The sequence below is a fragment of the Planococcus sp. TJ-201 genome (genome assembly GCF_058268495.1).
Genome location: NZ_JBZDOG010000005.1, coordinates 163,433 through 187,078, shown reverse-complemented (window position 1 = coordinate 187,078; position 23,646 = coordinate 163,433). Strand labels below are relative to the sequence as shown.

General features: G+C 44.3%; 26 protein-coding genes. 18 read left to right on the top strand and 8 right to left on the bottom strand.

The features are described 5' to 3' along the window. The first annotated feature begins 3 nt into the window (after positions 1–3). Complete coding sequence (locus tag AC4EG4_RS13600; protein ID WP_490988114.1) at positions 4–987, top strand: zinc-binding dehydrogenase; 984 nt, start codon at positions 4–6, stop codon at positions 985–987. A gap of 69 nt (positions 988–1,056) precedes the next feature. Next, positions 1,057–1,365 carry a magnetosome magnetite crystal formation protein family gene (locus AC4EG4_RS13595; RefSeq protein WP_490979578.1) on the top strand — a complete coding sequence of 103 codons (309 nt, stop codon included), beginning with the start codon at positions 1,057–1,059 and terminating at the stop codon, positions 1,363–1,365. 175 nt (positions 1,366–1,540) lie between these two features. On the opposite strand, the gene AC4EG4_RS13590 is transcribed toward AC4EG4_RS13595, so the two are convergent. Further along, entirely contained in the window at positions 1,541–1,981 is a 441-nt protein-coding gene (locus tag AC4EG4_RS13590; protein WP_490979579.1) for a YtoQ family protein, read from the bottom strand. A gap of 53 nt (positions 1,982–2,034) precedes the next feature. Next, the gene (locus AC4EG4_RS13585) at positions 2,035–2,256 is read right to left on the bottom strand and encodes a transcriptional regulator (RefSeq protein ID WP_490979580.1); all 222 of its coding nucleotides are present in this window, start codon (positions 2,254–2,256) and stop codon (positions 2,035–2,037) included. A gap of 130 nt (positions 2,257–2,386) precedes the next feature. On the opposite strand from AC4EG4_RS13585, the gene AC4EG4_RS13580 reads away from it, so the two are divergent. The 6 genes from AC4EG4_RS13580 to AC4EG4_RS13555 all read left to right on the top strand — a co-directional run bounded on the left by AC4EG4_RS13580 (position 2,387) and on the right by AC4EG4_RS13555 (position 10,133). After that, entirely contained in the window at positions 2,387–3,553 is a 1,167-nt protein-coding gene (locus AC4EG4_RS13580) for an exonuclease SbcCD subunit D (RefSeq protein WP_490988113.1), read from the top strand. Continuing rightward, the gene (locus AC4EG4_RS13575; protein WP_490988112.1) at positions 3,550–6,642 is read left to right on the top strand and encodes an AAA family ATPase; all 3,093 of its coding nucleotides are present in this window, start codon (positions 3,550–3,552) and stop codon (positions 6,640–6,642) included. Before AC4EG4_RS13580 ends, AC4EG4_RS13575 begins: the two co-directional genes overlap by 4 nt. A 162-nt stretch (positions 6,643–6,804) precedes the next feature. Next, entirely contained in the window at positions 6,805–7,017 is a 213-nt protein-coding gene (locus AC4EG4_RS13570; RefSeq protein ID WP_490988111.1) for a hypothetical protein, read from the top strand. A gap of 117 nt (positions 7,018–7,134) precedes the next feature. Next, on the top strand, positions 7,135–8,403 hold the full coding sequence (locus AC4EG4_RS13565; RefSeq protein ID WP_490988110.1) for an acetyl-CoA hydrolase/transferase family protein: 1,269 nt from the start codon (positions 7,135–7,137) through the stop codon (positions 8,401–8,403). 106 nt (positions 8,404–8,509) lie between these two features. Beyond that, entirely contained in the window at positions 8,510–8,953 is a 444-nt protein-coding gene (locus AC4EG4_RS13560) for a MarR family winged helix-turn-helix transcriptional regulator (protein ID WP_490988109.1), read from the top strand. Then, the gene (locus AC4EG4_RS13555) at positions 8,946–10,133 is read left to right on the top strand and encodes an MFS transporter (RefSeq protein WP_490988108.1); all 1,188 of its coding nucleotides are present in this window, start codon (positions 8,946–8,948) and stop codon (positions 10,131–10,133) included. The genes AC4EG4_RS13560 and AC4EG4_RS13555 overlap by 8 nt, the downstream gene beginning before the upstream one ends. A gap of 40 nt (positions 10,134–10,173) precedes the next feature. On the opposite strand, the gene AC4EG4_RS13550 is transcribed toward AC4EG4_RS13555, so the two are convergent. Continuing rightward, complete coding sequence (locus tag AC4EG4_RS13550) at positions 10,174–10,953, bottom strand: 2-keto-4-pentenoate hydratase (protein WP_490988107.1); 780 nt, start codon at positions 10,951–10,953, stop codon at positions 10,174–10,176. Positions 10,954–11,158: 205 nt separating this feature from the next. Further along, entirely contained in the window at positions 11,159–11,806 is a 648-nt protein-coding gene (trhA, locus tag AC4EG4_RS13545; RefSeq protein WP_490979588.1) for a PAQR family membrane homeostasis protein TrhA, read from the bottom strand. Positions 11,807–11,946: 140 nt separating this feature from the next. Between trhA and AC4EG4_RS13540 the strand changes: the two genes are divergently transcribed. Together AC4EG4_RS13540 and AC4EG4_RS13535 are read left to right on the top strand one after the other, a co-directional pair. Beyond that, complete coding sequence (locus tag AC4EG4_RS13540; RefSeq protein ID WP_490988106.1) at positions 11,947–12,519, top strand: DUF1836 domain-containing protein; 573 nt, start codon at positions 11,947–11,949, stop codon at positions 12,517–12,519. Next, positions 12,519–12,968: a YaiI/YqxD family protein gene (locus AC4EG4_RS13535; RefSeq protein ID WP_490979590.1), complete on the top strand. Its 450-nt coding sequence runs from the start codon at positions 12,519–12,521 to the stop codon at positions 12,966–12,968. The genes AC4EG4_RS13540 and AC4EG4_RS13535 overlap by 1 nt, the downstream gene beginning before the upstream one ends. A 40-nt stretch (positions 12,969–13,008) precedes the next feature. Here AC4EG4_RS13535 and AC4EG4_RS13530 read toward each other — a convergent pair whose 3' ends face one another. Further along, on the bottom strand, positions 13,009–14,118 hold the full coding sequence (locus AC4EG4_RS13530) for an S-layer homology domain-containing protein (protein ID WP_490988105.1): 1,110 nt from the start codon (positions 14,116–14,118) through the stop codon (positions 13,009–13,011). A gap of 263 nt (positions 14,119–14,381) precedes the next feature. After that, positions 14,382–15,263: a glycerophosphodiester phosphodiesterase family protein gene (locus tag AC4EG4_RS13525; protein WP_490979592.1), complete on the bottom strand. Its 882-nt coding sequence runs from the start codon at positions 15,261–15,263 to the stop codon at positions 14,382–14,384. Positions 15,264–15,513: 250 nt separating this feature from the next. On the opposite strand from AC4EG4_RS13525, the gene AC4EG4_RS13520 reads away from it, so the two are divergent. The 7 genes from AC4EG4_RS13520 to AC4EG4_RS13490 all read left to right on the top strand — a co-directional run bounded on the left by AC4EG4_RS13520 (position 15,514) and on the right by AC4EG4_RS13490 (position 20,985). Continuing rightward, positions 15,514–16,584 (top strand): type III polyketide synthase, encoded by a 1,071-nt coding sequence (locus AC4EG4_RS13520; RefSeq protein WP_490988104.1) that lies wholly within the window; start codon positions 15,514–15,516, stop codon positions 16,582–16,584. Next, the gene (locus AC4EG4_RS13515) at positions 16,581–17,093 is read left to right on the top strand and encodes an isoprenylcysteine carboxyl methyltransferase family protein (RefSeq protein ID WP_490979594.1); all 513 of its coding nucleotides are present in this window, start codon (positions 16,581–16,583) and stop codon (positions 17,091–17,093) included. The genes AC4EG4_RS13520 and AC4EG4_RS13515 overlap by 4 nt, the downstream gene beginning before the upstream one ends. A gap of 94 nt (positions 17,094–17,187) precedes the next feature. Continuing rightward, positions 17,188–17,469, top strand: coding sequence for a hypothetical protein (locus tag AC4EG4_RS13510; protein WP_490979595.1), 282 nt, complete (start codon positions 17,188–17,190; stop codon positions 17,467–17,469). 92 nt (positions 17,470–17,561) lie between these two features. Next, entirely contained in the window at positions 17,562–18,656 is a 1,095-nt protein-coding gene (locus AC4EG4_RS13505) for an AI-2E family transporter (protein ID WP_490979596.1), read from the top strand. 114 nt (positions 18,657–18,770) lie between these two features. Continuing rightward, on the top strand, positions 18,771–19,556 hold the full coding sequence (locus AC4EG4_RS13500; protein WP_490979597.1) for a transporter substrate-binding domain-containing protein: 786 nt from the start codon (positions 18,771–18,773) through the stop codon (positions 19,554–19,556). A gap of 59 nt (positions 19,557–19,615) precedes the next feature. Then, a complete protein-coding gene (locus tag AC4EG4_RS13495) occupies positions 19,616–20,260 on the top strand; it encodes an amino acid ABC transporter permease (protein ID WP_308787780.1) in 645 nt (214 codons plus the stop codon). Then, positions 20,257–20,985, top strand: a complete 729-nt coding sequence (locus tag AC4EG4_RS13490) for an amino acid ABC transporter ATP-binding protein (RefSeq protein WP_490979598.1) — start codon at positions 20,257–20,259, stop codon at positions 20,983–20,985. Before AC4EG4_RS13495 ends, AC4EG4_RS13490 begins: the two co-directional genes overlap by 4 nt. Before the next feature lie 202 nt (positions 20,986–21,187). Here the strand turns inward: AC4EG4_RS13490 and AC4EG4_RS13485 are convergent, their stop codons facing one another. Beyond that, a complete protein-coding gene (locus AC4EG4_RS13485) occupies positions 21,188–21,628 on the bottom strand; it encodes a peptidylprolyl isomerase (RefSeq protein WP_490988103.1) in 441 nt (146 codons plus the stop codon). Positions 21,629–21,706: 78 nt separating this feature from the next. Continuing rightward, positions 21,707–22,498 carry an SDR family oxidoreductase gene (locus AC4EG4_RS13480; protein WP_490988102.1) on the bottom strand — a complete coding sequence of 264 codons (792 nt, stop codon included), beginning with the start codon at positions 22,496–22,498 and terminating at the stop codon, positions 21,707–21,709. 160 nt (positions 22,499–22,658) lie between these two features. Here AC4EG4_RS13480 and AC4EG4_RS13475 point away from each other — a divergent pair, with 160 nt between their 5' ends. Further along, a complete protein-coding gene (locus tag AC4EG4_RS13475) occupies positions 22,659–23,645 on the top strand; it encodes an NAD(P)/FAD-dependent oxidoreductase (RefSeq protein WP_490979601.1) in 987 nt (328 codons plus the stop codon). Position 23,646: the final 1 nt, after the last annotated feature.

Genomic DNA, 23,646 nt, shown 5'->3' with positions numbered 1-23,646 from the left:
AGGGTGAAAGCATTTGTAATTGAATCTGGTGAATTAAAATTGAAAGAAATGGAAGAACCCAAAGCGAAGCCAGGAGAAGTAGTCGTGTCTTTGAAAGCAGCAGGGATAAACCGAAGAGATTTGGGCTTGATTAAACGCTACGGGGACAATCCTGCAGCCTTGATTATTGGTTCTGATGGAGCCGGTGTCGTGGAGTCGGTGGGCGAAGATGTCATCGATTTTGCGGCAGGCGATGCAGTCATTATTAATCCCGCCTTGCGTTGGTACACAAACAGCGAAGCACCACCGCCAGAGTTCGATATTTTGGGGATGCCCGATCATGGGACCTTTGCTGAAAAAATTGCGATACCTGCAGATCAGTTGGAAAAAAAGCCTCGTTATTTAAGCTGGGAAGAGGCAGGGAGTCTGGTTTTGCCAGGCGTAACCGGCTACCGCGCCTTGTTTACGAAAGGGCAGTTGAAAAAAGGCGATACATTGTTTATTCCGGGTGCCGGCAGTGGTGTGGCAACATTCTTGATTCAATTTGCGAAAAACGTGGGAGCCCGAGTGATTGTCACGTCACGCAGTGAAGAAAAACGCCAGCACGCCAAAAAGCTTGGCGCCGATCTCGCCATTCCTACTGACAGCGATTGGACAGCGGAGTTGGCAGATGAAACGATTGATCTGGTCATCGACAGTGTAGGCGGAGCTACGTTCAATCGCTCGCTTGAAGTGCTGAAAAAAGGTGGAAGGATCGTTATTTTTGGGGCTACTACAGAAGACAATGTCGATTTTAATCTTCGCCAATTTTTTTACGGGCAGTACCAATTATTTGGTTCAACTATGGGGAGCCGAGAAGAGTTGCGTGCGATGCTGGCGCATATGGAATCGACTGCGATGCGGCCAGTGATCGACAAAGCATTTCCAATGGACCAAGCACAAGAAGCGTTTGACCATTTAGCTGCTGGCAATCAATTCGGCAAAGTGGCATTAACCATTAACCCATAAAAGGTGAAACTTTTTAGCTGGCCATCCGTATGATAAAGTATAAGAAAGATTCGACTGGAGGGTTGTGTGATGGAAAACACAGGTTTGAAAATCCTCGTCCATGCCAGTGCATTTTTCGCTCCGTTTCTTGTCCCGGTGATTGTGTTTCTGATTTCGGAAGATAAAGAAGTCAAGAAGCTGTCGATCCAGGCACTGTTGTTCCAACTTGCTTTAGGTGTGCTGATTTTCATCTCAAGCTTGCTGATTGTCTTCATTATCGGAATTCCGATGCTGGTCGTATTTGGATTGATGGGCATCATCATTCCAATTATGGGGATTATCAGAGCGCTCAACAACGAACAATTCGATTATCCAATCGTCGGAAGCTGGTACCAATAAAAAAAGCCCCGAGGGGCTTTTTTTATTGCGAAGAAGCTAGTATGGAAACGGACATAAGTTTAAAAATCTAATGAGTATTCATATGTACTTGTACTTCCCATATTTTTATAAAAGATAGGAAATCAACAAACAGCTACTCTTCACCTTAAAAGACATAAGGGGAGAGCAGCTGTTTTTATTCGACAATATAAGCTAAAGCTTTGATTGCCTGGTCACAAGTTTCGACTGTGGCGCTCGCTTTTTGTGACAGTTCTTTTAATGGGTGGTGCAATTTCTCCGGGCGGATGAGTATGACCGGCTTGCCGGCAGCAAGAGCTGTGCTGGCATCCATCGCTGTGTTCCACTGCTTGTATTGTTCACCGAATAGTGCGATGACCAAATCGGCTTTGTGCATCAGGACACCGGTGCGCAAGTTGTTGAAATTGGAAGCTGCTTGGTCTTTGGCAATAGCATCAGATTGTGTACCAAGGATATCTTCGCCAATGTTATCCGAGCGTTCGTGAACTTCCATTGGTCCAACAAAATCTATCGGCAAATCCAAAGCGGCAGACTTTTTCTTGATTTCTTCACGCCAGGCGCTGTGAATTTCCCCAGCAAGATAAACAGTGAGTCTCATCGTTTCACCCTCCAAAACACATTTCTTTCAGTGTATCACAAGGGCCGACCCACTTAAATGATCTGGCGTTCTTTGTGGATCACGGGCATCAATGAAAGCACATTGTCCATTTTGAATGTGCGCTTCTTGCGCCGCAAAAAACAATAAGCTTGAAATGAATCTTCGTAGACCCGCAAAATTTTAATGCGCCGTTTGCTGATGCTTCCATCATTCGCCATGTACATCATGTCGACAAGCTGCTGGTAGTTAAAAGCCTTCAAAATTTGTGCTTTCATGAGTAACCCTCCCTTTAGTAAGAACGTTTGTTCTCATTATAAAACATAAACTCAATTTAAACAAGCTGCTAGCATCGTGTATAATAGAACGAACATATATTCTTTTGCAAGTTGAGAAAGGGGCATTCTGATGAAGTTTTTTCATACCGCGGATTGGCATTTAGGCAAGCTGGTGCAAGGAATTTATATGACAGAAGAACAGCAGATAGTAATTGAGCAATTTATAGAGGCTATACAAGAAGAGCAGCCGGATGCGGTGATCATTGCGGGGGACCTTTACGATCGCGCCGTACCGCCAACTGACGCCGTTAATTTATTGGATGACGTACTGGCGAAAATCGTATTGGAATTGAAGACGCCAGTCCTTGCGGTAGCAGGAAATCATGACAGTCCTGGCCGATTGAATTTTGGCAGCCGGCTGATGAAAATGAACGACCTCCATATTGCGGGACATGTCGATAAAGACCATCAAGCAGTGGTTCTGGCTGACCGCTTTGGGGAAGTCCATTTCCACCTGGTCCCTTATACAGATCCGTCTATGGTTCGCCATGAGTTTGCAGACGACAGCATCCGCACGCATAATGACGCGATGAAAGCCATTACCGACAACATTAAAGCCGGATATGATCCGCAGGCTCGCCATGTATTAATCGGCCATGCTTTTGCAACGCCGCATGGCGAACAGGAAGAAAACACGAGTGACTCGGAACGGCCGCTTTCCATCGGGGGAGCGGAACATGTGGATGCCCATCATTTCGATGGTTTCCATTACACCGCGCTCGGGCATTTGCACAAAGCCCATTACGTATTGAATGAAACCATCCGTTATTCGGGGTCACCGTTAAAATACTCAATCTCAGAAGAACATCACCAAAAAGGGTTCCATATTGTTGAAATGGACGCTGAAGGCGGTGTATCAGTAACCAAACGGTTGTTTTCACCGAGACGCAATTTGCGCACGGTTGAGGGGACCATGGCTGAGATTTTGCTCCACGAAATCAGTGACGATTTTGTCTTTGTAACTTTACTGGATGATGCGCCTGTACTGTTTCCGATGGAAAAAATACGCTCCGTGTATCCGAATGCCATGCACGTAGAACGGAGAAATTTTTCGGGGAACATGACCCAAACCGAGACAGGTTCGCGTCGGAAAATGGATTCATTGTCCCTGTTCCATGCCTTTTATGAAGAAGTGAAAGGCGAAAAAGCGACAGCTCAAACAGCTGAGATTTTTGAAGAGGTTCTTCAGGAATTTTTGCGTGAGGAACCGGCTGAGAAAAAAGGGGTGAAGTCATGAGACCTTTAAAATTAAAAATGACTGCTTTTGGTCCTTATAAACAAACCGAAGAAATTGATTTTGCCGATTTGCAGGGAAACCAGCTGTTTGTCATCTCAGGCAGTACCGGTTCAGGAAAAACCACCATTTTTGATGCCATCTGTTTTGCCTTGTACGGCTCTGCCAGTGGTTCTGACCGCAGCGAATCACGTATTTTGCGAAGTGATTTCGCCGATGATGCAACGCATACGTGTGTTGAAATGGAATTTGAAATTCACGGCACGATTTACCGGATTTTGCGCCAAATGGGCCATGTGAAAAAAGGCAATAAAAGCGCAACCGGTGAACGCTACGAGTTTTTTGAACGCAATGAAGAAGGGGAAAAGCCCTGTGTCGAACGGCAAATCGTCTCAGAAATCAATCGGCGTGTTGAAGAAATACTCGGCCTGACACAAAACCAATTCAGCCAGATTGTTATGCTGCCGCAAGGCGAATTCCGCAAGCTGCTGACGTCTGAAACAGACAACAAAGAAGAGATTCTCCGCAAAATTTTTAAAACAGAGCCTTATAAGTTAATCAGTGAACGGCTTAAGCAAAAGAAAGAAGCGGCCACCAAACTTTTTGAGCGCGAACAGCATGTCTTGAGCAGCTATATCCAGCGGATCACTTCCTCCTTTCCTGAGCGCGATTCAGAACTTTTTGAGGTGTTGAGCCGTGAGCACATGAACATCCATCAAGTGCTGGATGGACTTAAGAATGAAACAGCCTATTACAACAAAAAAATTGATGTGGATGAACAAAAATACCAGGAAGTTTATGGGCTTCATTCGGATAAAATGACTGCGTACCATGAAGCGAAAAAATGGAACGACCGCTTTGGCGAATTGGATGGCAAAAAGCAGCAGCTGGAACAAATTGAAGGGCTGCTGCCCCAGTATGCAGAAAAAGAAACGGCTCTGCAGTTAGCGGAACGCGCCAGTTACATTGCGGGGATTGAAAACGTATTCCAAGAACTGCAAACCAATGAACTTGAGAAAAAACAGGCACTTGCGGCAGCAATTCGTCAGCAAAAGCAGTCGGAGCAAAGCAAACTTGATGCGGAGCAGACGTTTACTGCCGAAAAGGAACTTCAAGACGAGCGGGATAAGCTGCGGGATAAGATCACTTATTTGGAGCAGCTGCTGCCAGTCATTCAGGAGTTGGAACAGAAAAAAGTAAACTTGGAACGTCTTGAGAAACTGTCGCTGCAATCAGGAGTTCGTCTAAAAGAGGCGGAAAACGAATACCGCATCCAAAAAGACGCCAAGCAGAAACTGGATGAAAAAGTCTCAGAATTCGAGGCTTTTCTGGAATCGTCTGATGAAACGCAGCAGGAATTGGCAATGGTCACAGAAAAATCCCGTATAGCAGCTGAGTATCTTTTATTGAAGCAGCAAAGACAACAGCAAGGAGCCTTCCTGGAAACCAAACGGGCAGCATTTGACCAGGCAGAGCTTTCGTATCGGCAGCTGGAAGCTCAATGGTTTGCAGGTCAGGCACATATTCTAGCTGCCCAATTGCATGACGGGGAAGCTTGTCCGGTCTGCGGGAGTCTGGAGCACCCTGGAACCGGCTTGAAAACCGCAGAGCAAGTGGCATCAAAAGAACAAGTAGAAGCCGCGAAATTTGAGTTCGACGCAGTGGATGAAGAATACCGCAACGCGTCAGCTAAATTGTTCGCTTTGCAGGAACAGTTGCAAACCAAGGAGAAAGAACTTACAACTCTGGAGCTTATTGCGGAGCAGGCAGAAGAACAGTCGCTTGGGCTGGAACAAACCAAGCGCCAGTTAACTGAGCAATTAAAAGAACAGCAAAGGGTTAAACTTGAGCTGCGGAAATGGAAAGAGCAATTGGCTGTTTACGCGCGCAAGATTGAGCAATTAGAACAAACCAAACACGGATTGGCGGAAGAAGTACAGAAACAGCAATCTTCCTACGAAACAGCCAAAGCCGTTTTTGAAAACGAATTAGCTTCAGTGCCGGAAAATCTGCGGGAGCTTTCTTTTTTAAATCAGCAGCTGCAGCAAGCTAAGTCACACAAGCAGCAATTGGAGCAAAATTGGCTCAGCGCACAGGAGCAGTTTCAGCAATCAAAAGAGCGTTTGGCGAGTGCCTTGGTTTCCGTGCACCATGCCAAAGATACAGCAGAAGAAATCACACAGAAAAAAGAGCGGGCTCACCAGCAATTTGCTGAAGCTTTAACAAAGTCATCGTTCGATTCCGAAGCCGCTTATCAGCAGGCTAAAATGACTGAGACCGCGTTCACAGCTTTGAAAAAAGATATTCTGGAGTTTAACCAAACTCACCATACATTAATGCAGCAGGTCAGCGAGCTGGAAGAATTGCTGGCTTCTCAAAGCCGCAGGGATTTGGGCCAAGCAGAAGAAGAGTTGGTGGAACTGAAAAATGCATACGAGCAGGCGCTTGCTGAGCGCAACCGGTCCCGGGATTTCGAAAAGCTTGGATTGGGCTTGATTGACAGCATCCATGAGGTAATCGGAAAAGCGCTTGAAGCTGAGCAAACTTTAAATCGTATCGCCGATCTCCATGACATGATTCGGGGGCAAAATGGCTTGAAGCTGTCGTTTGAGCGCTATCTGCAAATCGAATACTTGGAACAAATTATTCTGTCGGCTAATGAGCGGTTGAAGAATTTGTCGAATGGCCAATTTCACTTGATCCGCAGCGATCGTCAAGAAGCACGCGGCAAACAAAGTGGTCTTGGGCTGGATGTCTACGATGCCTATACCGGGCAGACGCGTGATGTAAAAACCATGTCAGGCGGAGAAAAATTTAACGCTTCGCTATGTTTGGCACTCGGAATGGCAGACGTCATTCAAAGCTTCCAAGGCAATGTCTCAATCGATACAATGTTCATCGATGAAGGATTCGGGTCACTGGATGAAGAGTCACTCAATAAATCGATTGAAACGTTGATTGATTTGCAGAAATCAGGACGCATGATTGGGGTCATTTCGCATGTACAGGAACTAAAAGCAGCCATGCCCGCCATACTGGAAGTCGAAAAATCCAAAGAAGGTTATAGCCGGACAAAGTTTGTCATTAAATAAAGAGACCTATCAATCGAAGGCATTTAAATTTAACTTATCCAGCAAATTTCCGGACGTTTAAATTCGCGTTGAAAAGTGAATGGTAGACATAATGAGATAAAATGTCGAGAATGGTAAGGGGCTTTACTTAGAAAACTATGAAAACCGAAGGAGTCCAAAAACATGAAGAACTTTAGTTTTAAAGCACGAATCCTTTATTTTGGTGCAATTGCTTTGGTTAGCCTGGCGTTCTTCACGTTGCAGCTGATAGCTGTGTTGCAAGGGTCTAATGGAATAGGTGCTATTATTTTAGTAGTCTTATGGGCGCTGATGGCATTATTTGGCTTGGCTGGAGTTGTGTATGCATTGAAAAATCGAAACCGTCAGAAAAACTGACGGTTTTTTTTATTTCTATGGAGAATACGAAATAGTGCAGAAATTTCGGAAATAATGAGGTCTGCACAATATATGGTAAAGTTGTATCATGACTACACACAATGGGGAGGCTGTAAAATGGGGAAAGAATTAACGCCACAAGAAGTGATTGAGCTAATCGATTCGCAAGCAGATTTGATCATTCCGATTGCGAATGGAGAACCGATCCGCTTGCTCGACATATTGGAAGAAAACGCTGAGCAATTGGATGGAGTAAAAATTCATCAAATGCTGGCATTGCGTTCACGTTCTTACATACAAGGCGAAATAGAGCAATTAAAGCATGTTTCGTATTTTCTGAGCGGGGCCACGCGAAAAGTTTACCAACAAGCGAAAATGGAACTGGTTCCAAACAACTTTCACGAAATGCCGCGCATTCTGCAGAAAGTCACCAAAATGTCGATGATTTTGACAGTAGCTTCGCCAATGGATGAACACGGTTATTTCACGTTAGGAACGCAAGCCGATTATATTGCTGATTTTATCGGAAAAGTGCCGTTTATCTTGGAAGTAAACGACCAAATGCCACGGACATTCGGGCGAAACCAAATTCACGTCAGCCAAATTTCAGGATATGTGCAGCATCATGCCCCTCTTTCAGAAGAAAGAATTATGGAAGTAAATGATAAGGACCTGCTCATTGCCTCTTCAATTATTCAAGACATCCAAGACGGCGATACGCTGCAAATCGGCATCGGTTCTGTTCCCAATGCGGTCATCAGCATGCTCAAAGATCACCGGCATTTAGGAATCCACACGGAAATGCTGCCGGACGGCGTCGCAAACCTTGTCGCTGCAGGTGCCGTAGACGGAACACGGAAGTTTACCAATCCCGGAAAAATTGTGGCGACTTTCGCTTTTGGTTCAAAAAAACTATACGACTTTATCAACAACAACCCAGCCGTTGAATTCCAGCCGGTTAGCGTCGTCAATGACCCAAGAGAAATAGCCAAAGAAAAGAATATTGTCTCCATCAACTCAACCACTGAAGTAGATTTGTTTGGCCAATGTGCGTCCGAGACGGTTGGCGGCAAGTATTATTCATCAAGCGGTGGACAAGTCGATTTCGCGCGCGGTGTTCGGTTCGCTGAAAACGGTAAAGGCTATATTTGCATGCCATCAACTGCCAAAGACGATACTTTGTCGCGCATCAAATTGAACCTGACTCCAGGGTCGGTAGTGACCACCGGCAAAAATGACGTGGACAATATTGTTACGGAATATGGAGTTGCCCGGTTGCATGGCGTATCCATTTCAGAGCGCGCCAAGCGTCTGGCAGCCATTGCTCATCCAAAATTCCGCGAAGAATTATTGTTCGATGCAAAAAAACAAGGATTTTTGATTTGATGAAAAAGCCGTTTCCATAATGGAGATGGCTTTTTTATATGAAAATACTTTTCTTTACAAAGAAATTTATTGACCCTATACTTACCTAGGTAAGTATATCGAAAGGATGGGACGCATGAAAAACTTGCTGTTTCACGAACTTCATCAAAAATCCCGTTTATCAATCAAAGAAGTAAACGAAGCTCTTAAGGAATTTGATTTATACAGCTCTCAGTGGTCGATTCTATTTTGTTTAAATCAATATGGTTCGATGACTCAAAAAGAGATCTGGCAATACTTGAATGTCGAGGCACCGACTGTGACCAGAACCATTGCCCGTTTGGAGAAAAGCGGTTGGATCGTTCGCCGTGAAGGAAAAGACAAACGCGAGCGCATTGTTCAGCTTTCCCCCTATGCTGAACGTCAGATGCCGGCTATTCAACATCGGATTCGCCAAACAGAAGAAAGCTTAGTTTCAAATCTATCAGATGAAGAAAAAGATCAGTTGCAGATGTTGCTGAACAAAATAGGAATAATGGTTTCTGAAGAAAAGGATGTAAGAAATGGCTAAAAAAAGACCCATTTGGACAAAAAGTTTTATTAATATTTCAATCAGCACGTTTTTTATTTTTGTGGTTTTCTATGCGTTGCTGACGTTCATGCCGCTATATGTGTTAAATGATTTAGGCGGTACAGCTGCTGAAGGCGGAGTGGCCGTTTCGATTTTCCTGCTGTCAGCCATTATTATGCGTTTTTTCGCTGGAATGATTCTTGAGAAATTCGGCAAGAAGAAAATCCTGATCATTGCGCTTTTCTTGTTTACGATCAGTACGGTCTTTTATGTATTTGTCGGAAGTTTCGCAGTGCTTTTGCTGCTGCGCTTTTTCCAGGGAATTTGGTTTAGTTTAGTCACGACTGTAGCGGGTGCCATCGCAGCGGACATCATTCCGCCAGAGCGGCGCGGGGAAGGTTTAGGCTACTACGGCATTGCAATGAATCTGGCCGTAGTTGCCGGACCTTTTATCGCGTTAACGCTTCAGCTTTATGTGCCGGCGCAGATGGTTTTTATTGTACTCGCAGTTATTATGGTGATTGGTTTCCTATGCGCTTTAGGTGTTGGAGTGGAAGAAGAGGCTATTGCAAAAAATGACAAGCATAAACTGACGATTAACGATTTTTTGGAGAAGAAATCGTTGCCAATTGCCAGTGTCGGTTTTTTTATCTCATTTGCTTATGCCAGCATCCTGACGTTTATTTCCGTCTATGCGGAGTCGCTTGGACTCATCAAGGCGGCGAGCTTTTTCTTTGTGGTGTATGCGATCGCCATGCTTGTTGTGCGCCCGCTTACCGGAAGATTATTTGACGGAGTGGGACCAAGCGTTGTCATCATCCCTTCTATTGTAATCTTCGGGATAGGACTGATTTCGTTGAGTTTTACGCAATCTTCATGGATGCTTCTCGCTTCAGGTGCACTGGTCGGCCTTGGTTATGGAACTTTGCTGCCGAGCTTTCAAACCTTGGCCATTCAAGCCGCTGATAAGCATCGCAGCGGCTATGCCACAGGCACCTTTTTTGCTTTGTACGACAGCGGAATTGCCGTAGGATCAGTCTCACTCGGAATTCTTGCAGGAATCGCGGGCTATGCGAATCTGTATTTGATGCTAGGGATTTTTGTCATTCTCATTGTCTTTTACTATATGTGGATGATGCCGAAAGAACAGCATTCTTCCCGTGGAAGACAAGAGGAATAGAAAAAGTGGTGCACAAAGAAAATTGTGCACCACTTTTTTGCTATTCGACGGTCAAGCTTACCGAACCAAGCTCACCGTAGCTCGCTTCGTAAAGTCCTTTTTCCAGAGGTTTTGGCAAAATGAACGTGCCGGATGAAATGGCCATGCCTTTTTTGACAGTTAAGCCATGCCCGGCTAACTCGTTGACGAGCCATTTGATTGAATGGATGGGATGCTCCAGCACTTCAGAAGAATTGCCTGAAGCAATTTCTTTGCCGTTCAATGTCAATGTGCCGGCCAAATTCTCCAGTTGTCCGTAATGGATATTGTCGAGCGGCAGCCCTGTAATGATCTTTCCGGCCACTGCGCTATCGGCGATCACTTGTCCGAGTGTGATTTTAGGAAACCAGTCGTCAAAGCGGGAATCGGGCACTTCAATGCCTGGCGCAACCCGGGTTTTCTCCAGCAATGCATGAACATCGTCAGCTACAGCCAAATCTTCCTTGGCAATGAACATTAATTCGATTTCAATTAATGGCGAAGCCAGCGAATCAAGTTCGATGACGCCATTTGACAAGGAAGAAGTCGTCAGAGCGCCATAAAGCGGTGTTTCCGAGTTGAAAAGAGTCTGAGTTTCTTTGCTTGTCAAGCTGATTTTATAGCCCTTCAATTCTTCCTGGCCCGCATTTGTTTTATTGGCAGTAACAGCGTGTTGGATTGCATATGCGGGGTTCTTCTCTAAAGCAGCTGGTATCCGATCTTTCGCAATGGTGTGCCCGGTTTTGTACGCGTCGTATAAAATGGCAGCCATTTCAGTTTGATGAGAATCCAAGTTTTTCATAGATATGCCCCTTTCAGCTGAGTTAGCTCCTATCATATCACTATGCCTGTCAGAGCTACATGGCTGCCTCCGCTTTTCTTTGGTGTTCAGACTCCAGCGCCCAGATCCTAGGGTCATAAGCCACTCCAGCTGTGCGGCAAAGAGCGCCGCTTCGCCGGAGCGTCTTATGCCCGTCGGACCTACACGGGCGCTTGCGCTTTTCTAGTTATAGCACATAAAAATAAACAGCTAAGAAATGGCAGAGGCTTCCGAATAGGATGAAGAGGTGGAAGATTTCATGGAAGCCTAAGTATTTGGAAGACAGAAAGTCAGGCTTTAGTCCATAAATAACTCCGCCCACGGTATAGGAAACTCCTCCTGCGACAAGGAGCAATAAGCCGGTCAGCGACAAGCTGTCCGAAAGTGGCACAACAGCAAAAATAATAATCCAGCCCATGGCAATGTAGATAGCAGTAGACAACCACCTTGGGGAATGGAACCAGACCATTTTAAAGAAGATGCCGCTCAGTCCCAAAATGGTGACAAGCGAAAACAACGTCCAACCCAGTGTTCCGCCAAGAGCAATCAGGCAAAAAGGGGCGTAGGAGCCTGCAATTAAAGCGAAGATCATCGAGTGGTCGAGTTTTCGTAAGAACGCAATAATGTAAGGCTGCGAAAGAGCCGAATGATAGATTGTCGAAGCTGTATACAGCAAGATCAGGCTGATGCCGAAAATAGAGACTGCTACAACATGCAAAAAGGGTTCATTGGCATAGGCGGCTTTGATGACCATTGCTAAAAGCGCCACCAATGACAATACAGCCCCTGCGAGGTGGGATAACGCATTAAAAGGTTCTCGGATATATGTGTTCATGCAAAACAGCTCCTCTTTATATGTGGTTATTGAAACTACATATAAAGATACTCGTATTAATAAACAGAGTCAAGTTTGGAGAATTTCTGATAATCATGTAAAATAAGGCGTATGAAATACCTCGGGGAGTGTGAAGCAACATGGGAAATGCAAATGAAATCATTGAAGAGATGGCTTTCCATAATCAAATTTTGCCGGAAGACATTCCAAAGATTGACTTGTATATTGATCAGGTTATTCAATTGTTTGAATCCAGCTTTGCCGAATCGAAGCGGCATCCGGATGAGAAAATTCTGACCAAAACCATGATCAACAACTATGCGAAAGGAAAGTTGTTTTATCCGGTGCAAAATAAAAAATACAGCCGCAATCATGTCATGCTGATTAGTTTGATTTACCAGATGAAAAGCGCGTTATCAATCAATGATGTCAAGCTTGTGCTAAATGGCATCAATGAAAAGGCGGCGCAAAAAGAGCTCGATCTTGTGGAATTTTACCAAAGTTACTTGAATCTCCAGCAGGGCAATGCAGAAATTTTTGCAGAGGCCTTAAAGCAACAAGCACAAGACGCTGCGGCGCAGGTGTCGGGTGTGGAAGATTCTGATGAACTGGAGCGCGTCCTGCTGATTGCGTCATTGGTGCATACCAGCAATCTTTACCGGAGAGCAGCTGAGAAGTTAGTAGATGGAATGGCGAAAGGGGAAGGTGAATAGTGGTCAAAATTCTTATTGATGCAGACGGCTGTCCGGTCGTCGGGCAAACCATTGATTTGGCTAAAGCTTACCGCTTGCCGGTCATCTTGATTTGCGACACTTCCCACGAAATGCATAGGGAAGGAGCGGAAACCATTACCGTTTCAAAAGGTGCAGATGCTGTCGATTTCGTTCTAGTTAACCGAGTCGATAAAGGCGATGTTGTCGTTACCCAAGATTATGGACTGGCGGCAATGGTGCTAGCCAAAAGAGGCATTCCAATTGATCAAAATGGGCGTGTTTATTCTGATGAAAATATTGAACAATTGCTCCACGGCCGCCATGTCGCCAAAAAAATTAGACAAGGCGGCGGCAGGATGAAGGGTCCGAAAAAGCGGCGAATCGAAGACAATGAAAAATTTGAAGAGTCTTTAACAACGCTCTTAATAAAAATAACTGAAAACAGATAAGACCTGGCAACCAGAATGCCAGGTCTTATCTGTCTTTTAACTAGATGGTCCAGCGATCATTGATGATCGCCACCAATATCCAGTCACCGCTGCTATTTTTCTCGAATACCATATTCAGGCTTTGCCAGTCCATTCCGTCATATTGCTCTGTGCCAGGGAAATAGAACTCGACAATGGTCGCTTCTGGATACAAACGGTGGATAAACTCATGTGTAGTTGGCTGGATGGTTCGTCCATATCGTTCTTTGGCGGTATAAGTCGCATCTGTATCCAGCAAGTATGCATCGTAATATTCGGCAGGTGTCAAATTGATTTCAAATCCACTGCCGTCCTGATAGCCCCAAAAATAATCATTGGGATTGTTCATGAAGCTTGGCAACTGGGCTTTGGTGAAAGTGACACCGCCATTATCAATGCAGCCGCCGCTGTAAGGACAGAAAGTCAATCCATCTGCAGTACTGACAAAGGCCGCCACATCACCAAAGTCTTCGGCCTGCAGATCTGCCAGAATTTCATTGGCTGTTGTCAGCAGTTCCTGTTTTTCAGGAATGAAAGCCGGTTCGATGGCTCGGGCTAGAAATGCAGAGAACTGAGCACGAGTGACAGCAAGATCGGGACGGAAAGTATTGTCGGGATAACCGCGTGCAACGCCTTGGTAAGCGAGCCTCGAGACCGCGTCAAACGCAAAATGATTTTCGGTCATATCACGGAACTTATTGTCTGGGGCTTCAGGGAAGTAGAAAGCTCTGTCCAGCATGGCCACGGTTTGGCCACGGGTAACAGTCCAATTGGGACGGAAATAATCATTCGGGAATCCAAAAATGATCTCTTCTTCAACAGCAGAAGCAATATAACCGGAAAAAGGATGGCTCGCAGATACATCTCTGAAGCCGGTGGAGCGTGGAGTATCGTCTAAATTCAAAGCACGTCCGATCATGGCGACAGCATGAGCACGAGTAACAGGATCATTGGGTCTGAAGGTTCCATCAGGATATCCATTGATGATTCCTTCTTCATACAAGTAAGCAATCTCAAAAGCAAACGAGTGATTGGCAAATACATCATCAAATAACACTATCGCTTTGGCGGGAGACGAAAACGAACTGAACATCAGGATGACAGCAGCCAATAAAGACAACAAGGTCTTCATATTTATCCCTCCCTATTTGATCTTATTTTACCACATTGAAAAGTAAATAGTAATATTAAAATGTTATATAAAATAAGAAAATGATTAAGATTTAGGTAAAGAGTAGTTTTTTGGCGGACAGGGAATAAAGGAGGATAAGGAAGATTAAACTGAAAGGAGATTGTCAACAGAAAAAATGATTGCTGTGACGGATGCGGCACATGCCGGAGCCACACATACAGAAAAACAGTGCTTTGTTAAACGCAGTAAACCCGACTTAACGATCAGCCGGGTTTGTCTGTCTTCATTTTCTTTTCGGCATAAGCCATAAATTGCAATGAATAATCGGTTTGGATCAGGCCAATGCCTCGGTCGATCAACCAGCCCCAGCCTTTATCAGGATCAAGCATAGACAAAGAGTCAGAGTGCCGGGCATTTTCGGCAAAATCAAGTGCATTGCCCCATAAGTTTGTTCGGCCTTTGAGCTTGGCGATAACAGCATCTGAAACCACTTCGTCATCCTCTGTGTAAAAGAGAAGTTCAATTGCCGTTGGAGAAATGACCTCAAGCAATAAATCAAGCTGGTGAAGGTTGTTGTCGCTCAGCTTATGCATATAAGACATGTTGCGTGGATGTGAATCAAAAAAAGCAGTCAATTGTTCCACAGGTCTATCACTTTTTAGCAGAAAGTGATCAAATAAGTCATGCTGCTCAACGAGCTCGTAAAGTTCATACCGCAATTTCCAGGCTTTATCTGCATTGATCATCGCTTTACCTTTGATCATCGGCAGTATTTCGAGAAGAGTGGGGACTTTTTCATTCGTGGTTTTTGCGTTCGGTCCACCATTCAATTCTTTTAATGACAATTTCTTTATTTCCGACAACGTCAGCTGGTCGATTTCTCCCGAACCATTTGTTGTCCGGTCAACGGTCGTGTCATGCATGAGAACGATATGTCCATCTTTCGTCAATTGCATGTCCAGCTCGATTAAATAAATGTGGTTATCAATGCAGTTTTGAATAGCAGGAAATGAATTTTCAGGAGCGGGGTTCCAAAGGCCACGATGGGCAACGGGAGTCAACGGCTGCTGCTTTTCCTGTAAAGCTTTTAGGAAATCGGTGTAGCTGTTTAAATGCCACCCGAGTATCTGTTGGTTCAACGTCATAATCTTCCTCCTAATCTTCTTTAAGTATACTATATTCAGTTGAATTATTAATCTATACCGCAGCATCGACCAGCAGCTACGCCTAAAGTGGGGAGAGGTCATGAGAATTCCTAAGTTCGATGTCTACAAATTAACATTCGCAAGTTTATTGAGAATTTCATTAGCGTGTTGCCAGCGGCTGTAAAGTGTCAATGTGGCACATAGCCCAATAGACATGGTTTAGAATTGCGACATAGAGGAGGAACTGCAAATGGCGATGATTCGAAAAGTAGTGACAGAAAATGCTCCATATTATGTAGATCAAAAAGAAATCGTTGGGGTGGTACGAAGTTTATTTGGGGGGAATTACGACGACATCGAAAGGTTGCTGAAGGTATTTGGAAACGGCCAGATTGAAGGGCGCTATTTTGCTGCTCCTTTGGATTGGTTTGAAAAAGAGCGGGGATTGGAAGAAAAAAATCGCCTTTATGTAGAAGAAGCCGTAAAAATGGGAAGTCGCGCTGTCGCAAATTGTCTGAAAGAGGCAGGAGTGGATAAAGCAGATGTCGATGCATTTATCTTTGTATCAAGTTCCGGCATGTCTACGCCAACGATTGATGCCCGAATCATGAATGTCCTGGAAATGCCTCCTCATGTGAAGCGCATTCCTTTATGGGGACTTGGCTGTGCAGGAGGCGCCTCAGGCCTCGGCAGCGCTGCCGACTATTGCCGCGCTTATCCGGAAGCCGTCGTCGTAGTTCTTTGCCTCGAACTTTGCAGTTTAACGTTTCAGCGCTCTGATCGTTCGAAAAGCAACTTAATTGGAACGTCCCTGTTTGCTGATGGTGCTGCCTGTGCTCTAGTAACAGGAGACCAGGTGAGCTTGCCAGGTGAAGGATTTCACATAAAAAATTCACAATCAACATTAATGCGTGATTCCGAGGATGTTATGGGATGGGATGTGAAAGATGAAGGGCTTCACGTCGTTTTTTCGCGGGATATTCCGAAAATTATCGAAAAATGGCTCAAGCCTAATGTCGATTTGTTTTTAGAAAAGATTTCAAAATCTTCATTGGACATTACGCATTTCATTGCACATCCCGGCGGTAAAAAGGTGTTGACGGCTTATGAAAAGTCACTTGACCTGACAACGGATAAAACAGACATTTCAAGAGCGGTGCTCGCTAAGTATGGCAATATGTCTTCACCTACTGTGCTCTATGTGCTGAAAGACTTCATGGAAACGAAACCTAAACAGGGAGAAGAAGGATTGCTTACTGCTCTAGGCCCCGGGTTTAGTTCGGAAATGCTATGGCTGGAATGGGGAGAGTCGGTGCGATGACCTTCTTTTATCTATTAATCGGTTTTGTCATTTTACAGCGGCTGTTGGAAGTGGTGTATGCGCGATTTAACGAAAAAGCCATGAGAAAACAAGGAGCCATTGAATTTGGTGCAGGACATTATAAATGGATTGTTTTGCTTCATGTGCTGTTCTTCTTTTCACTATTTTTCGAAGCCTGGACATTCGGAACCGGACTGGGAAATGCATGGGAAATCTTTTTAATGGTTTTCGTAGTTGCACAACTGCTCCGCTTTTGGGCTTTAGCTTCACTAGGGCGCTTTTGGAATACGAAAATCCTCATTTTGCCTGGAGCAGATTTGGTACAGAAGGGTCCGTACCGTTGGCTGCCGCACCCTAATTACCTGGTTGTTGCTATGGAAATCGCTGCATTGCCGCTCATTTTTGGCGCGTGGCGAACTGCTTTAATTTTCACTGCTGCAAATGCACTTCTGCTACTTCTTGTACGAATTCCTGCAGAAGAAAAGGCGTTGCAGCAATTAAAATCATGAATAAATAAAAAAGTTACACAGAGCTAGTTAAAAAATCATATATAGGGTATACAAGTAGAAGTGAAAAAAACATGTATTTTTGGAGGGACTTAAAATGAAAAAATCAACAATGAATACTCTTATTGGCAGCTCACTTGCAGCAGCCTCTGCAATTTTTGTTTACAAAGCGTACCAAGCAAAAAATACTGTGAGTGTAATAGAAGACACAGATATGCGCAACAGCTCAGAAGTAGATGAACGCGAAAGTGTTAGCGTTCTGGAAGATTCTACAGAGCAAGGCTTATCCCAATTGGATTCAGCTTATCGTGAAGAATGGCAGGCTAATGCATTCCCACAAACTCATAAAGAAATGCGCGAACTTGAAGAAGATAAATAAAAACATCAGAAAAAGCGAAAGCAAAGCTTCTTTTTGCTTTCGCTTTTTTGTGTGCAAAAAATCCCGATTTCAAATCAGAAAGAGGAATAATTATGTGGATTAAAAAACCGTTTTTCGAATACACGACAGCGATTTTGCTTGTTGCAATCACGTTGTTTTTTCTTGGGAAGATTGATTATATTTTTGAGCCGGTGCAAATCATCATCGCTACGATTTTTGCCCCCGTTTTAATCGGCGGACTTCTATATTATTTATTGCGTCCATTTGTGAAATTGTTGATGCGTTATATGTCAAAAATCGCTGGGATCGGAATTGTGTTTACCGCCATTATTTTAACTTTATCCGTCCTGCTTTATTTCTTCGGCCCTGTACTTACTAGTCAAGTCGAAAGTTTAGTAAATTTGGCACCTTCAACAGTGGAAGAAGTAACGGAAGAATCGAACAATAAGCTGGCTGATTTTCAATTAGGAGGAGTCACGGGCCAAGAAATAAAAGCGTGGGCTTTGTCTTATTTAGAGAACCTGTCAGAAGGCTTGGTGAGCAACGTAATGGGTATTTTAGCGATGGTCATGAACATCGCCATCGTACTGATTGTTGTTCCTTTTGTCCTCTTTTTCCTATTAAAGGATGATGAAAAATTCGTGCCCCACCTCATCAAGTATTTGCCTGAGGAGCATAAGCTTGAAGGGGAAAAACTATTAAAAGATGTGGACCGCACTTTATCGGCATTTATCGTTGGACAAGCCATTGTAGCGGCTGTAGTGGGAACTTTAATGTATATTGGCTATTTGATTATTGGACTCGACTACGCCCTTAGTTTAGCCATTTTTGCGATGTTCTTAATCATTGTGCCATTTTTAGGTCCGTTGATTGGCGTTATTCCAGCGCTTTTTGTTGCGCTGATGAGCGGCGACATGTGGATGGCCGTAAAAGTAATTTTGGTTTTGTTGGTCGTCCAGCAACTTGAAGGGAATTTGGTTACTCCAAACATTATGAGCAACCGATTGAATATTCATCCGTTGACTATTATTCTGTTGCTGATGATTGCAGGTGCATTGTATGGCTTTATCGGAATTCTAATTGCTATTCCAGCATATGCCGTTTTGAAGACACTTGTTCATAACTTCCGTCTGTTTAATCGCTTGCGGAAAAAAAGAGAAGTGGCGACGAATAAAACAGTTATTTAGTAGCGTGGCATCGGTTGGAAGTTAGTTATTTTCTATCAAAGGTTCTGAATTTGAGAAGATTGTGATATATTAGTATTCAGAAAGACCGATGAAAGAAAATGAGGGGGAAATTAAATGAAGAAGTGGAGTCTTTTAGCACTATTGATTGCTATGATGCTCGTGATCGCTGCATGTGGATCCGATGAAAGTGAAGAAGGTACGACAAGCGGAGAAGGCGGCGGTGAAGGGGAAACGTATACAGTAGGAATTGATACCACGTATCCACCTTTTGAATTTGAAGTAGACGGCGAATATACAGGAATCGATATTGACTTGATCAATGCCATTGCTGATAATCAGGGCTTTACAATTGAGTTCAGCCCAATGGACTTTGGCGGAATCATCCCAGCCTTGCAAGCTAATCAGTTGGATGTCGCAATTGCTGGCATGAGTATTACAGAAGAACGCCAAGCGGTAGTTGATTTTTCAGATCCGTACTTTGATGCAGGATTGTCTCTAGTTGTTGCGGAAGACAATACGGATATCATGGCTTTGGAAGATCTTGAAGGAAAAACTGTAGCGGTGAAGAGCGGAACAACAGGTGCTCAATTCGCTCGCGACAATGAAGACGAATTTGGCTATACAGTTTCACAATTCGAAGATAGTCCATCTATGTTCCAAGAAGTTTCAAACGGCAATGCCGATGTTCTTCTGGAAGATTATCCGGTCATTGCCTATGCAATTGCTGAGAGTGAACTTTCTTTGAAAACTGTTGGTGATCGTTTAACTGGAGATCAATACGGCATTGCGGTATTGAAAGGCGAAAATGCAGAACTGCTTGAACAGATCAACGCGGGCCTTCAGGAATTGCGCGACAGTGGAGAATATGATGAAATTCTAGCGAAGTATATCGCAGAGTAAAAAAATGAATGCAGCGCGCGGGAGTGCGCTGCATTTTTTTATGTAAAGGGGATAGGTGTATGGATACAATTGTTAATGCTTTTCCGTATTTAATGGAAGGGCTGCAAGTCACGCTATATATTTTTGCTATTGCCATCGTCTTCGGATTCTTAATTGGCTTGGTTGTTGCACTGTTCAGATTGGCGCCATTAAAAATCTTGAACTGGATTGCCAAAATCTTTGTTGATGCGATTCGAGGGACTCCGTTTATCGTTCAGCTATTCTTTATTTATTTTGGCCTTAATTCATTGGATTTCATATCTTTGGACAGTACAACAGCCGGAATTGTCACAGTGGCTATCAACGCAGGAGCCTATTTCTCGGAAATTATCCGTGCAGGTATTCAATCAATTGATAAAGGGCAGACAGAGGCAGCGCGTTCTCTGGGCTTGAATTCTACACAGAATATGCGCTATGTTATTTTGCCGCAGGCCTTCAGACGGATGCTGCCGACCATCACCAACCAAGCGATTATTTCATTAAAGGATACATCCTTGCTATCAGTTATTGGAGTGGCAGATCTAACGCAAGAAGGCCGGATTCAGGCCAGTGCAACATTTGACGCATTTAATGTGTACTTGATTCTGGGGATTATTTACTTCGTCATCATATACTTGCTCTCCATGCTGGCGAGCTTTGTAGAAAGGAAGTTTGTCTTACGATGACTATGATCAGAGTAGAAAATTTAAAAAAATCATTCGGCAATCTGGAAGTCATAAAAGATATGAGTACAGTAGTGGAAGAAAAAGAAGTTATTTGCGTGATTGGGCCATCGGGTTCGGGGAAAAGTACATTTCTTCGCTGCCTGAACCGCCTGGAAGAAATTACGGGTGGCCATGTCTATATTGAGGGTGTAGATATTACAGACCCAAAAGTAGATATCAATCAAATTCGTCAGGATGTCGGCATGGTATTTCAGCAGTTTAACTTGTTTCCTCATAAATCGGTGCTGGAAAATGTCATCCTGGCACCGATGAAAGTGAAGAAAAGTGACAGAAAAGCCAGTGAGCAAAAGGCTTACGAATTGCTGGATAAAGTCGGATTGCGTGAAAAAGCGAAGGCTTATCCGGGCGAGCTTTCTGGCGGCCAGAAGCAGCGTGTGGCGATTGCCCGCGCACTCGCGATGGATCCAAAAATCATGCTTTTTGATGAACCAACTTCCGCGCTTGACCCTGAAATGGTAGGGGATGTGCTGGATGTTATGAAGCAATTGGCACGTGAAGGCATGACGATGGTCGTTGTTACGCATGAGATGGGATTTGCCGCTGAAATGGGAGATCGCGTACTGTTTATCGATGGTGGTTATATCGTGGAAGAAAACGTGCCGAAGGAATTGTTCGGCAATCCGCAACATGAGCGGACGAAAGCGTTTTTGAGCAAAGTGTTATAAAAAATGCGCCTGAGGGCGTATTTTTTTGTGGTGTTTTACCGGTAAAATCGTAAATTAGAAGCAACGGATCGTATTTAGCTTGTTATGGATCGTATTTGTACTGTTGCGGACCGTATTTCACGCTCAACGGAACGTATTTTCCAAAAACAAACAAAAACCGGCCTGGATCTTCGAGATCCAGGCCGGTTAAGTTTATAGCGATTTATTCTTCGACAAAAACGTGGACTTTCGTCATTTTGTCGCCATTGCTCATTGCTTTGGCAACTTCTACGCCTGAAGTCACTTGTCCGAAGACTGTGTGAACGCCATCTAAGTGTGGCTGTGGTGCGTGAACGATAAAGAATTGGCTTGAGCCAGTATCTTTGCCGGCATGCGCCATTGATAAGCTTCCAGCTTGGTGCTTATGCGGGTTGCCATCTGTTTCACATTTGATTGTTTTGCCGCTTCCGCCAGCACCAGTGCCGGTCGGATCGCCGCCTTGGCTTACGAAGCCAGGAATTACGCGGTGGAATGTTACGTCGTTGTAAAAGCCTGAGTTTGCAAGCTCTTCAAAGTTTGCAACTGTGTTGGGTGCTTCGTTCGGGAAAAGTTCGAATTCGATGATTTCGCCGTTTTCCATGTGGATGTGTCCTTTTTTCGCCATTCTAAAAACATCTCCTTTATAATTGGTTCATTTCCCAGTATATCGATTTTTCGCTTGGCTGTATAATCATTTGGTACATTACAGTGCTTTTAATGAACCACCTTCAATAACCAAGGACTGGCCCGTCAGATAGGAGTTGGCTGCGGAAGCGAGAAAAACAATGACTTTCGCGAATTCTTCGGGATCTCCGTAGCGGCCAGCAGGAATGCTTGCCTCGCTGTTTTCAATGATTTGTTCAATCGGAACGCCTTGTTTGTCTGCAGCAATTTGATCCAGTTCAGCTACGCGGTCTGTGCTGAATCGCCCGGGCCCCACAGTGTTGACCAGAATATTGTCTTTCGCTACTTCACGGGCCAATGTTTTCGCAAATCCGACCATTCCTGCGCGGAAAGTATTGGACAGGATCAAGCCGTCGATTACTTCTTTTGTTGAAGAAGATGAAATGTTGATAATGCGTCCGAATTGCTGTTTCTTCATATAAGGAAGTACCGTGCGTGAGGTTCGGATATAGCTCAGCAAATTTTGGTCAAATGCTTGGTACCAATCGGCATCTGCGATTGTGTCAAATCCGCCTGCTTTTGGACCGCCGGTATTATTAATTAACACATCGATGCGGCCAAACTGATCAGAGGCGAATTGGAATAATTCCTGTATATCCTGTTCTTTGGAAACGTCACAAACATGCGCGTGCACTTGCAGGTTTCCGGAGGCTTCCTTTATTTCAGCAGCAGCAGCATCCAGCGATTGTTGACTGCGGCTTGAAATGATGACAATTGCCCCTTCTTTGGCAAATTCAAGTGCCGTCGCTTTGCCCAGACCCTTGCTTGAAGCCAGCACCACTACTACTTTTTCCTTGATTCCTAAATCCATTAGCGCTCATCCTTTCTTAACCCATCCATTCCTCAGTTTAAGGAATAGAGACTGATAATTCAAACTTTTATTATTTTTAATTTCCGCCATAAGTCCAATGGCGTGAATCTATGGTAGATATGATAGGATATAGATATTGATTAGATTAGGAGTGTTATAAATGGAAGAACGCGAAGTTTTTGATATTACAATTATCGGCGGCGGGCCAACTGGCCTGTTTGCTTCCTTTTACGGTGGTATGCGCAAAATGAAAGTAAAGATTTTGGACAGCCTGCCACAGCTTGGCGGCCAGTTGACTGAACTGTATCCGGATAAGTTTATTTACGATGTTGGTGGATTTCCGAAAGTACTGGCGAAAGACCTGGTGGACAACTTGGTACAGCAAGCGAAATACGGCGATCCTGAAATTTGCTTGGAAGAAACTGTTACAGCAGCTGAGCGCCACGACGATCATTTTGTCATTCAAACAGACAAAGGGTTGCATTACACGAAAGCCATTCTGCTGACTGCAGGCGTTGGTGCATTCCAGCCGCGTAAACTTGCTGTTGATGGCTGCGAAGCTTTTGAAGGCAAGACCCTTCATTACGGCGTTAAGGACTTGGCAGTTTTCAGCGACAAGAAAGTAGTGGTTTTAGGGGGCGGCGATTCTGCAGTTGACTGGGCAATGATGCTTGAAAATGTAGCATCCCATGTGACATTGAGCCACCGCAGAGACAAAATGACAGCTCACGAAGCCAATATCGATACGTTGATGGAATCCAAAGTAGAAGTAAAAAAACCATATGGCGTGAAAGAGCTGGTTGGTGAAAACGGACAAGTCAGCGAACTTGTATTGATCGATAAAGAAGGCAATGAAGAACGCCTTGATGTGGATCACGTAATCGTCAACTACGGCAATATTACGTCACTAGGTGCCATTAAGGAATGGGGACTTGAGATGGATAAAAACTCAGTCATCGTTAATTCCAAAATGGAAACAAGCATTCCGGGCATCTATGCAGCAGGTGACATTGCAACTTACGAAGGTAAGGTTAAACTGATTGCGGTAGGCTTTGGTGAAGCGCCGACGGCCATCAACAACGCAAAATCTTACCTGGATCCAAAATCTAAAGTTCAGCCATTACACAGTACCAGCGTATTTAAATAAT

Excerpts from the sequence above, each read along its gene's own strand:
- AC4EG4_RS13595 (WP_490979578.1), top strand. The coding sequence starts at position 1,057 with ATGGAAAACACAGGTTTGAAAATCCTCGTCCATGCCAGTGCATTTTTC.
- AC4EG4_RS13590 (WP_490979579.1), bottom strand. The coding sequence starts at position 1,981 with ATGAGACTCACTGTTTATCTTGCTGGGGAAATTCACAGCGCCTGGCGT.
- AC4EG4_RS13585 (WP_490979580.1), bottom strand. The coding sequence starts at position 2,256 with ATGAAAGCACAAATTTTGAAGGCTTTTAACTACCAGCAGCTTGTCGAC.
- AC4EG4_RS13580 (WP_490988113.1), top strand. The coding sequence starts at position 2,387 with ATGAAGTTTTTTCATACCGCGGATTGGCATTTAGGCAAGCTGGTGCAA.
- AC4EG4_RS13575 (WP_490988112.1), top strand. The coding sequence starts at position 3,550 with ATGAGACCTTTAAAATTAAAAATGACTGCTTTTGGTCCTTATAAACAA.
- AC4EG4_RS13570 (WP_490988111.1), top strand. The coding sequence starts at position 6,805 with ATGAAGAACTTTAGTTTTAAAGCACGAATCCTTTATTTTGGTGCAATT.
- AC4EG4_RS13565 (WP_490988110.1), top strand. The coding sequence starts at position 7,135 with ATGGGGAAAGAATTAACGCCACAAGAAGTGATTGAGCTAATCGATTCG.
- AC4EG4_RS13560 (WP_490988109.1), top strand. The coding sequence starts at position 8,510 with ATGGGACGCATGAAAAACTTGCTGTTTCACGAACTTCATCAAAAATCC.
- AC4EG4_RS13555 (WP_490988108.1), top strand. The coding sequence starts at position 8,946 with ATGGCTAAAAAAAGACCCATTTGGACAAAAAGTTTTATTAATATTTCA.
- AC4EG4_RS13550 (WP_490988107.1), bottom strand. The coding sequence starts at position 10,953 with ATGAAAAACTTGGATTCTCATCAAACTGAAATGGCTGCCATTTTATAC.
- trhA (WP_490979588.1), bottom strand. The coding sequence starts at position 11,806 with ATGAACACATATATCCGAGAACCTTTTAATGCGTTATCCCACCTCGCA.
- AC4EG4_RS13540 (WP_490988106.1), top strand. The coding sequence starts at position 11,947 with ATGGGAAATGCAAATGAAATCATTGAAGAGATGGCTTTCCATAATCAA.
- AC4EG4_RS13530 (WP_490988105.1), bottom strand. The coding sequence starts at position 14,118 with ATGAAGACCTTGTTGTCTTTATTGGCTGCTGTCATCCTGATGTTCAGT.
- AC4EG4_RS13525 (WP_490979592.1), bottom strand. The coding sequence starts at position 15,263 with ATGACGTTGAACCAACAGATACTCGGGTGGCATTTAAACAGCTACACC.
- AC4EG4_RS13520 (WP_490988104.1), top strand. The coding sequence starts at position 15,514 with ATGGCGATGATTCGAAAAGTAGTGACAGAAAATGCTCCATATTATGTA.
- AC4EG4_RS13515 (WP_490979594.1), top strand. The coding sequence starts at position 16,581 with ATGACCTTCTTTTATCTATTAATCGGTTTTGTCATTTTACAGCGGCTG.
- AC4EG4_RS13510 (WP_490979595.1), top strand. The coding sequence starts at position 17,188 with ATGAAAAAATCAACAATGAATACTCTTATTGGCAGCTCACTTGCAGCA.
- AC4EG4_RS13505 (WP_490979596.1), top strand. The coding sequence starts at position 17,562 with ATGTGGATTAAAAAACCGTTTTTCGAATACACGACAGCGATTTTGCTT.
- AC4EG4_RS13500 (WP_490979597.1), top strand. The coding sequence starts at position 18,771 with ATGAAGAAGTGGAGTCTTTTAGCACTATTGATTGCTATGATGCTCGTG.
- AC4EG4_RS13495 (WP_308787780.1), top strand. The coding sequence starts at position 19,616 with ATGGATACAATTGTTAATGCTTTTCCGTATTTAATGGAAGGGCTGCAA.
- AC4EG4_RS13490 (WP_490979598.1), top strand. The coding sequence starts at position 20,257 with ATGACTATGATCAGAGTAGAAAATTTAAAAAAATCATTCGGCAATCTG.
- AC4EG4_RS13485 (WP_490988103.1), bottom strand. The coding sequence starts at position 21,628 with ATGGCGAAAAAAGGACACATCCACATGGAAAACGGCGAAATCATCGAA.
- AC4EG4_RS13480 (WP_490988102.1), bottom strand. The coding sequence starts at position 22,498 with ATGGATTTAGGAATCAAGGAAAAAGTAGTAGTGGTGCTGGCTTCAAGC.
- AC4EG4_RS13475 (WP_490979601.1), top strand. The coding sequence starts at position 22,659 with ATGGAAGAACGCGAAGTTTTTGATATTACAATTATCGGCGGCGGGCCA.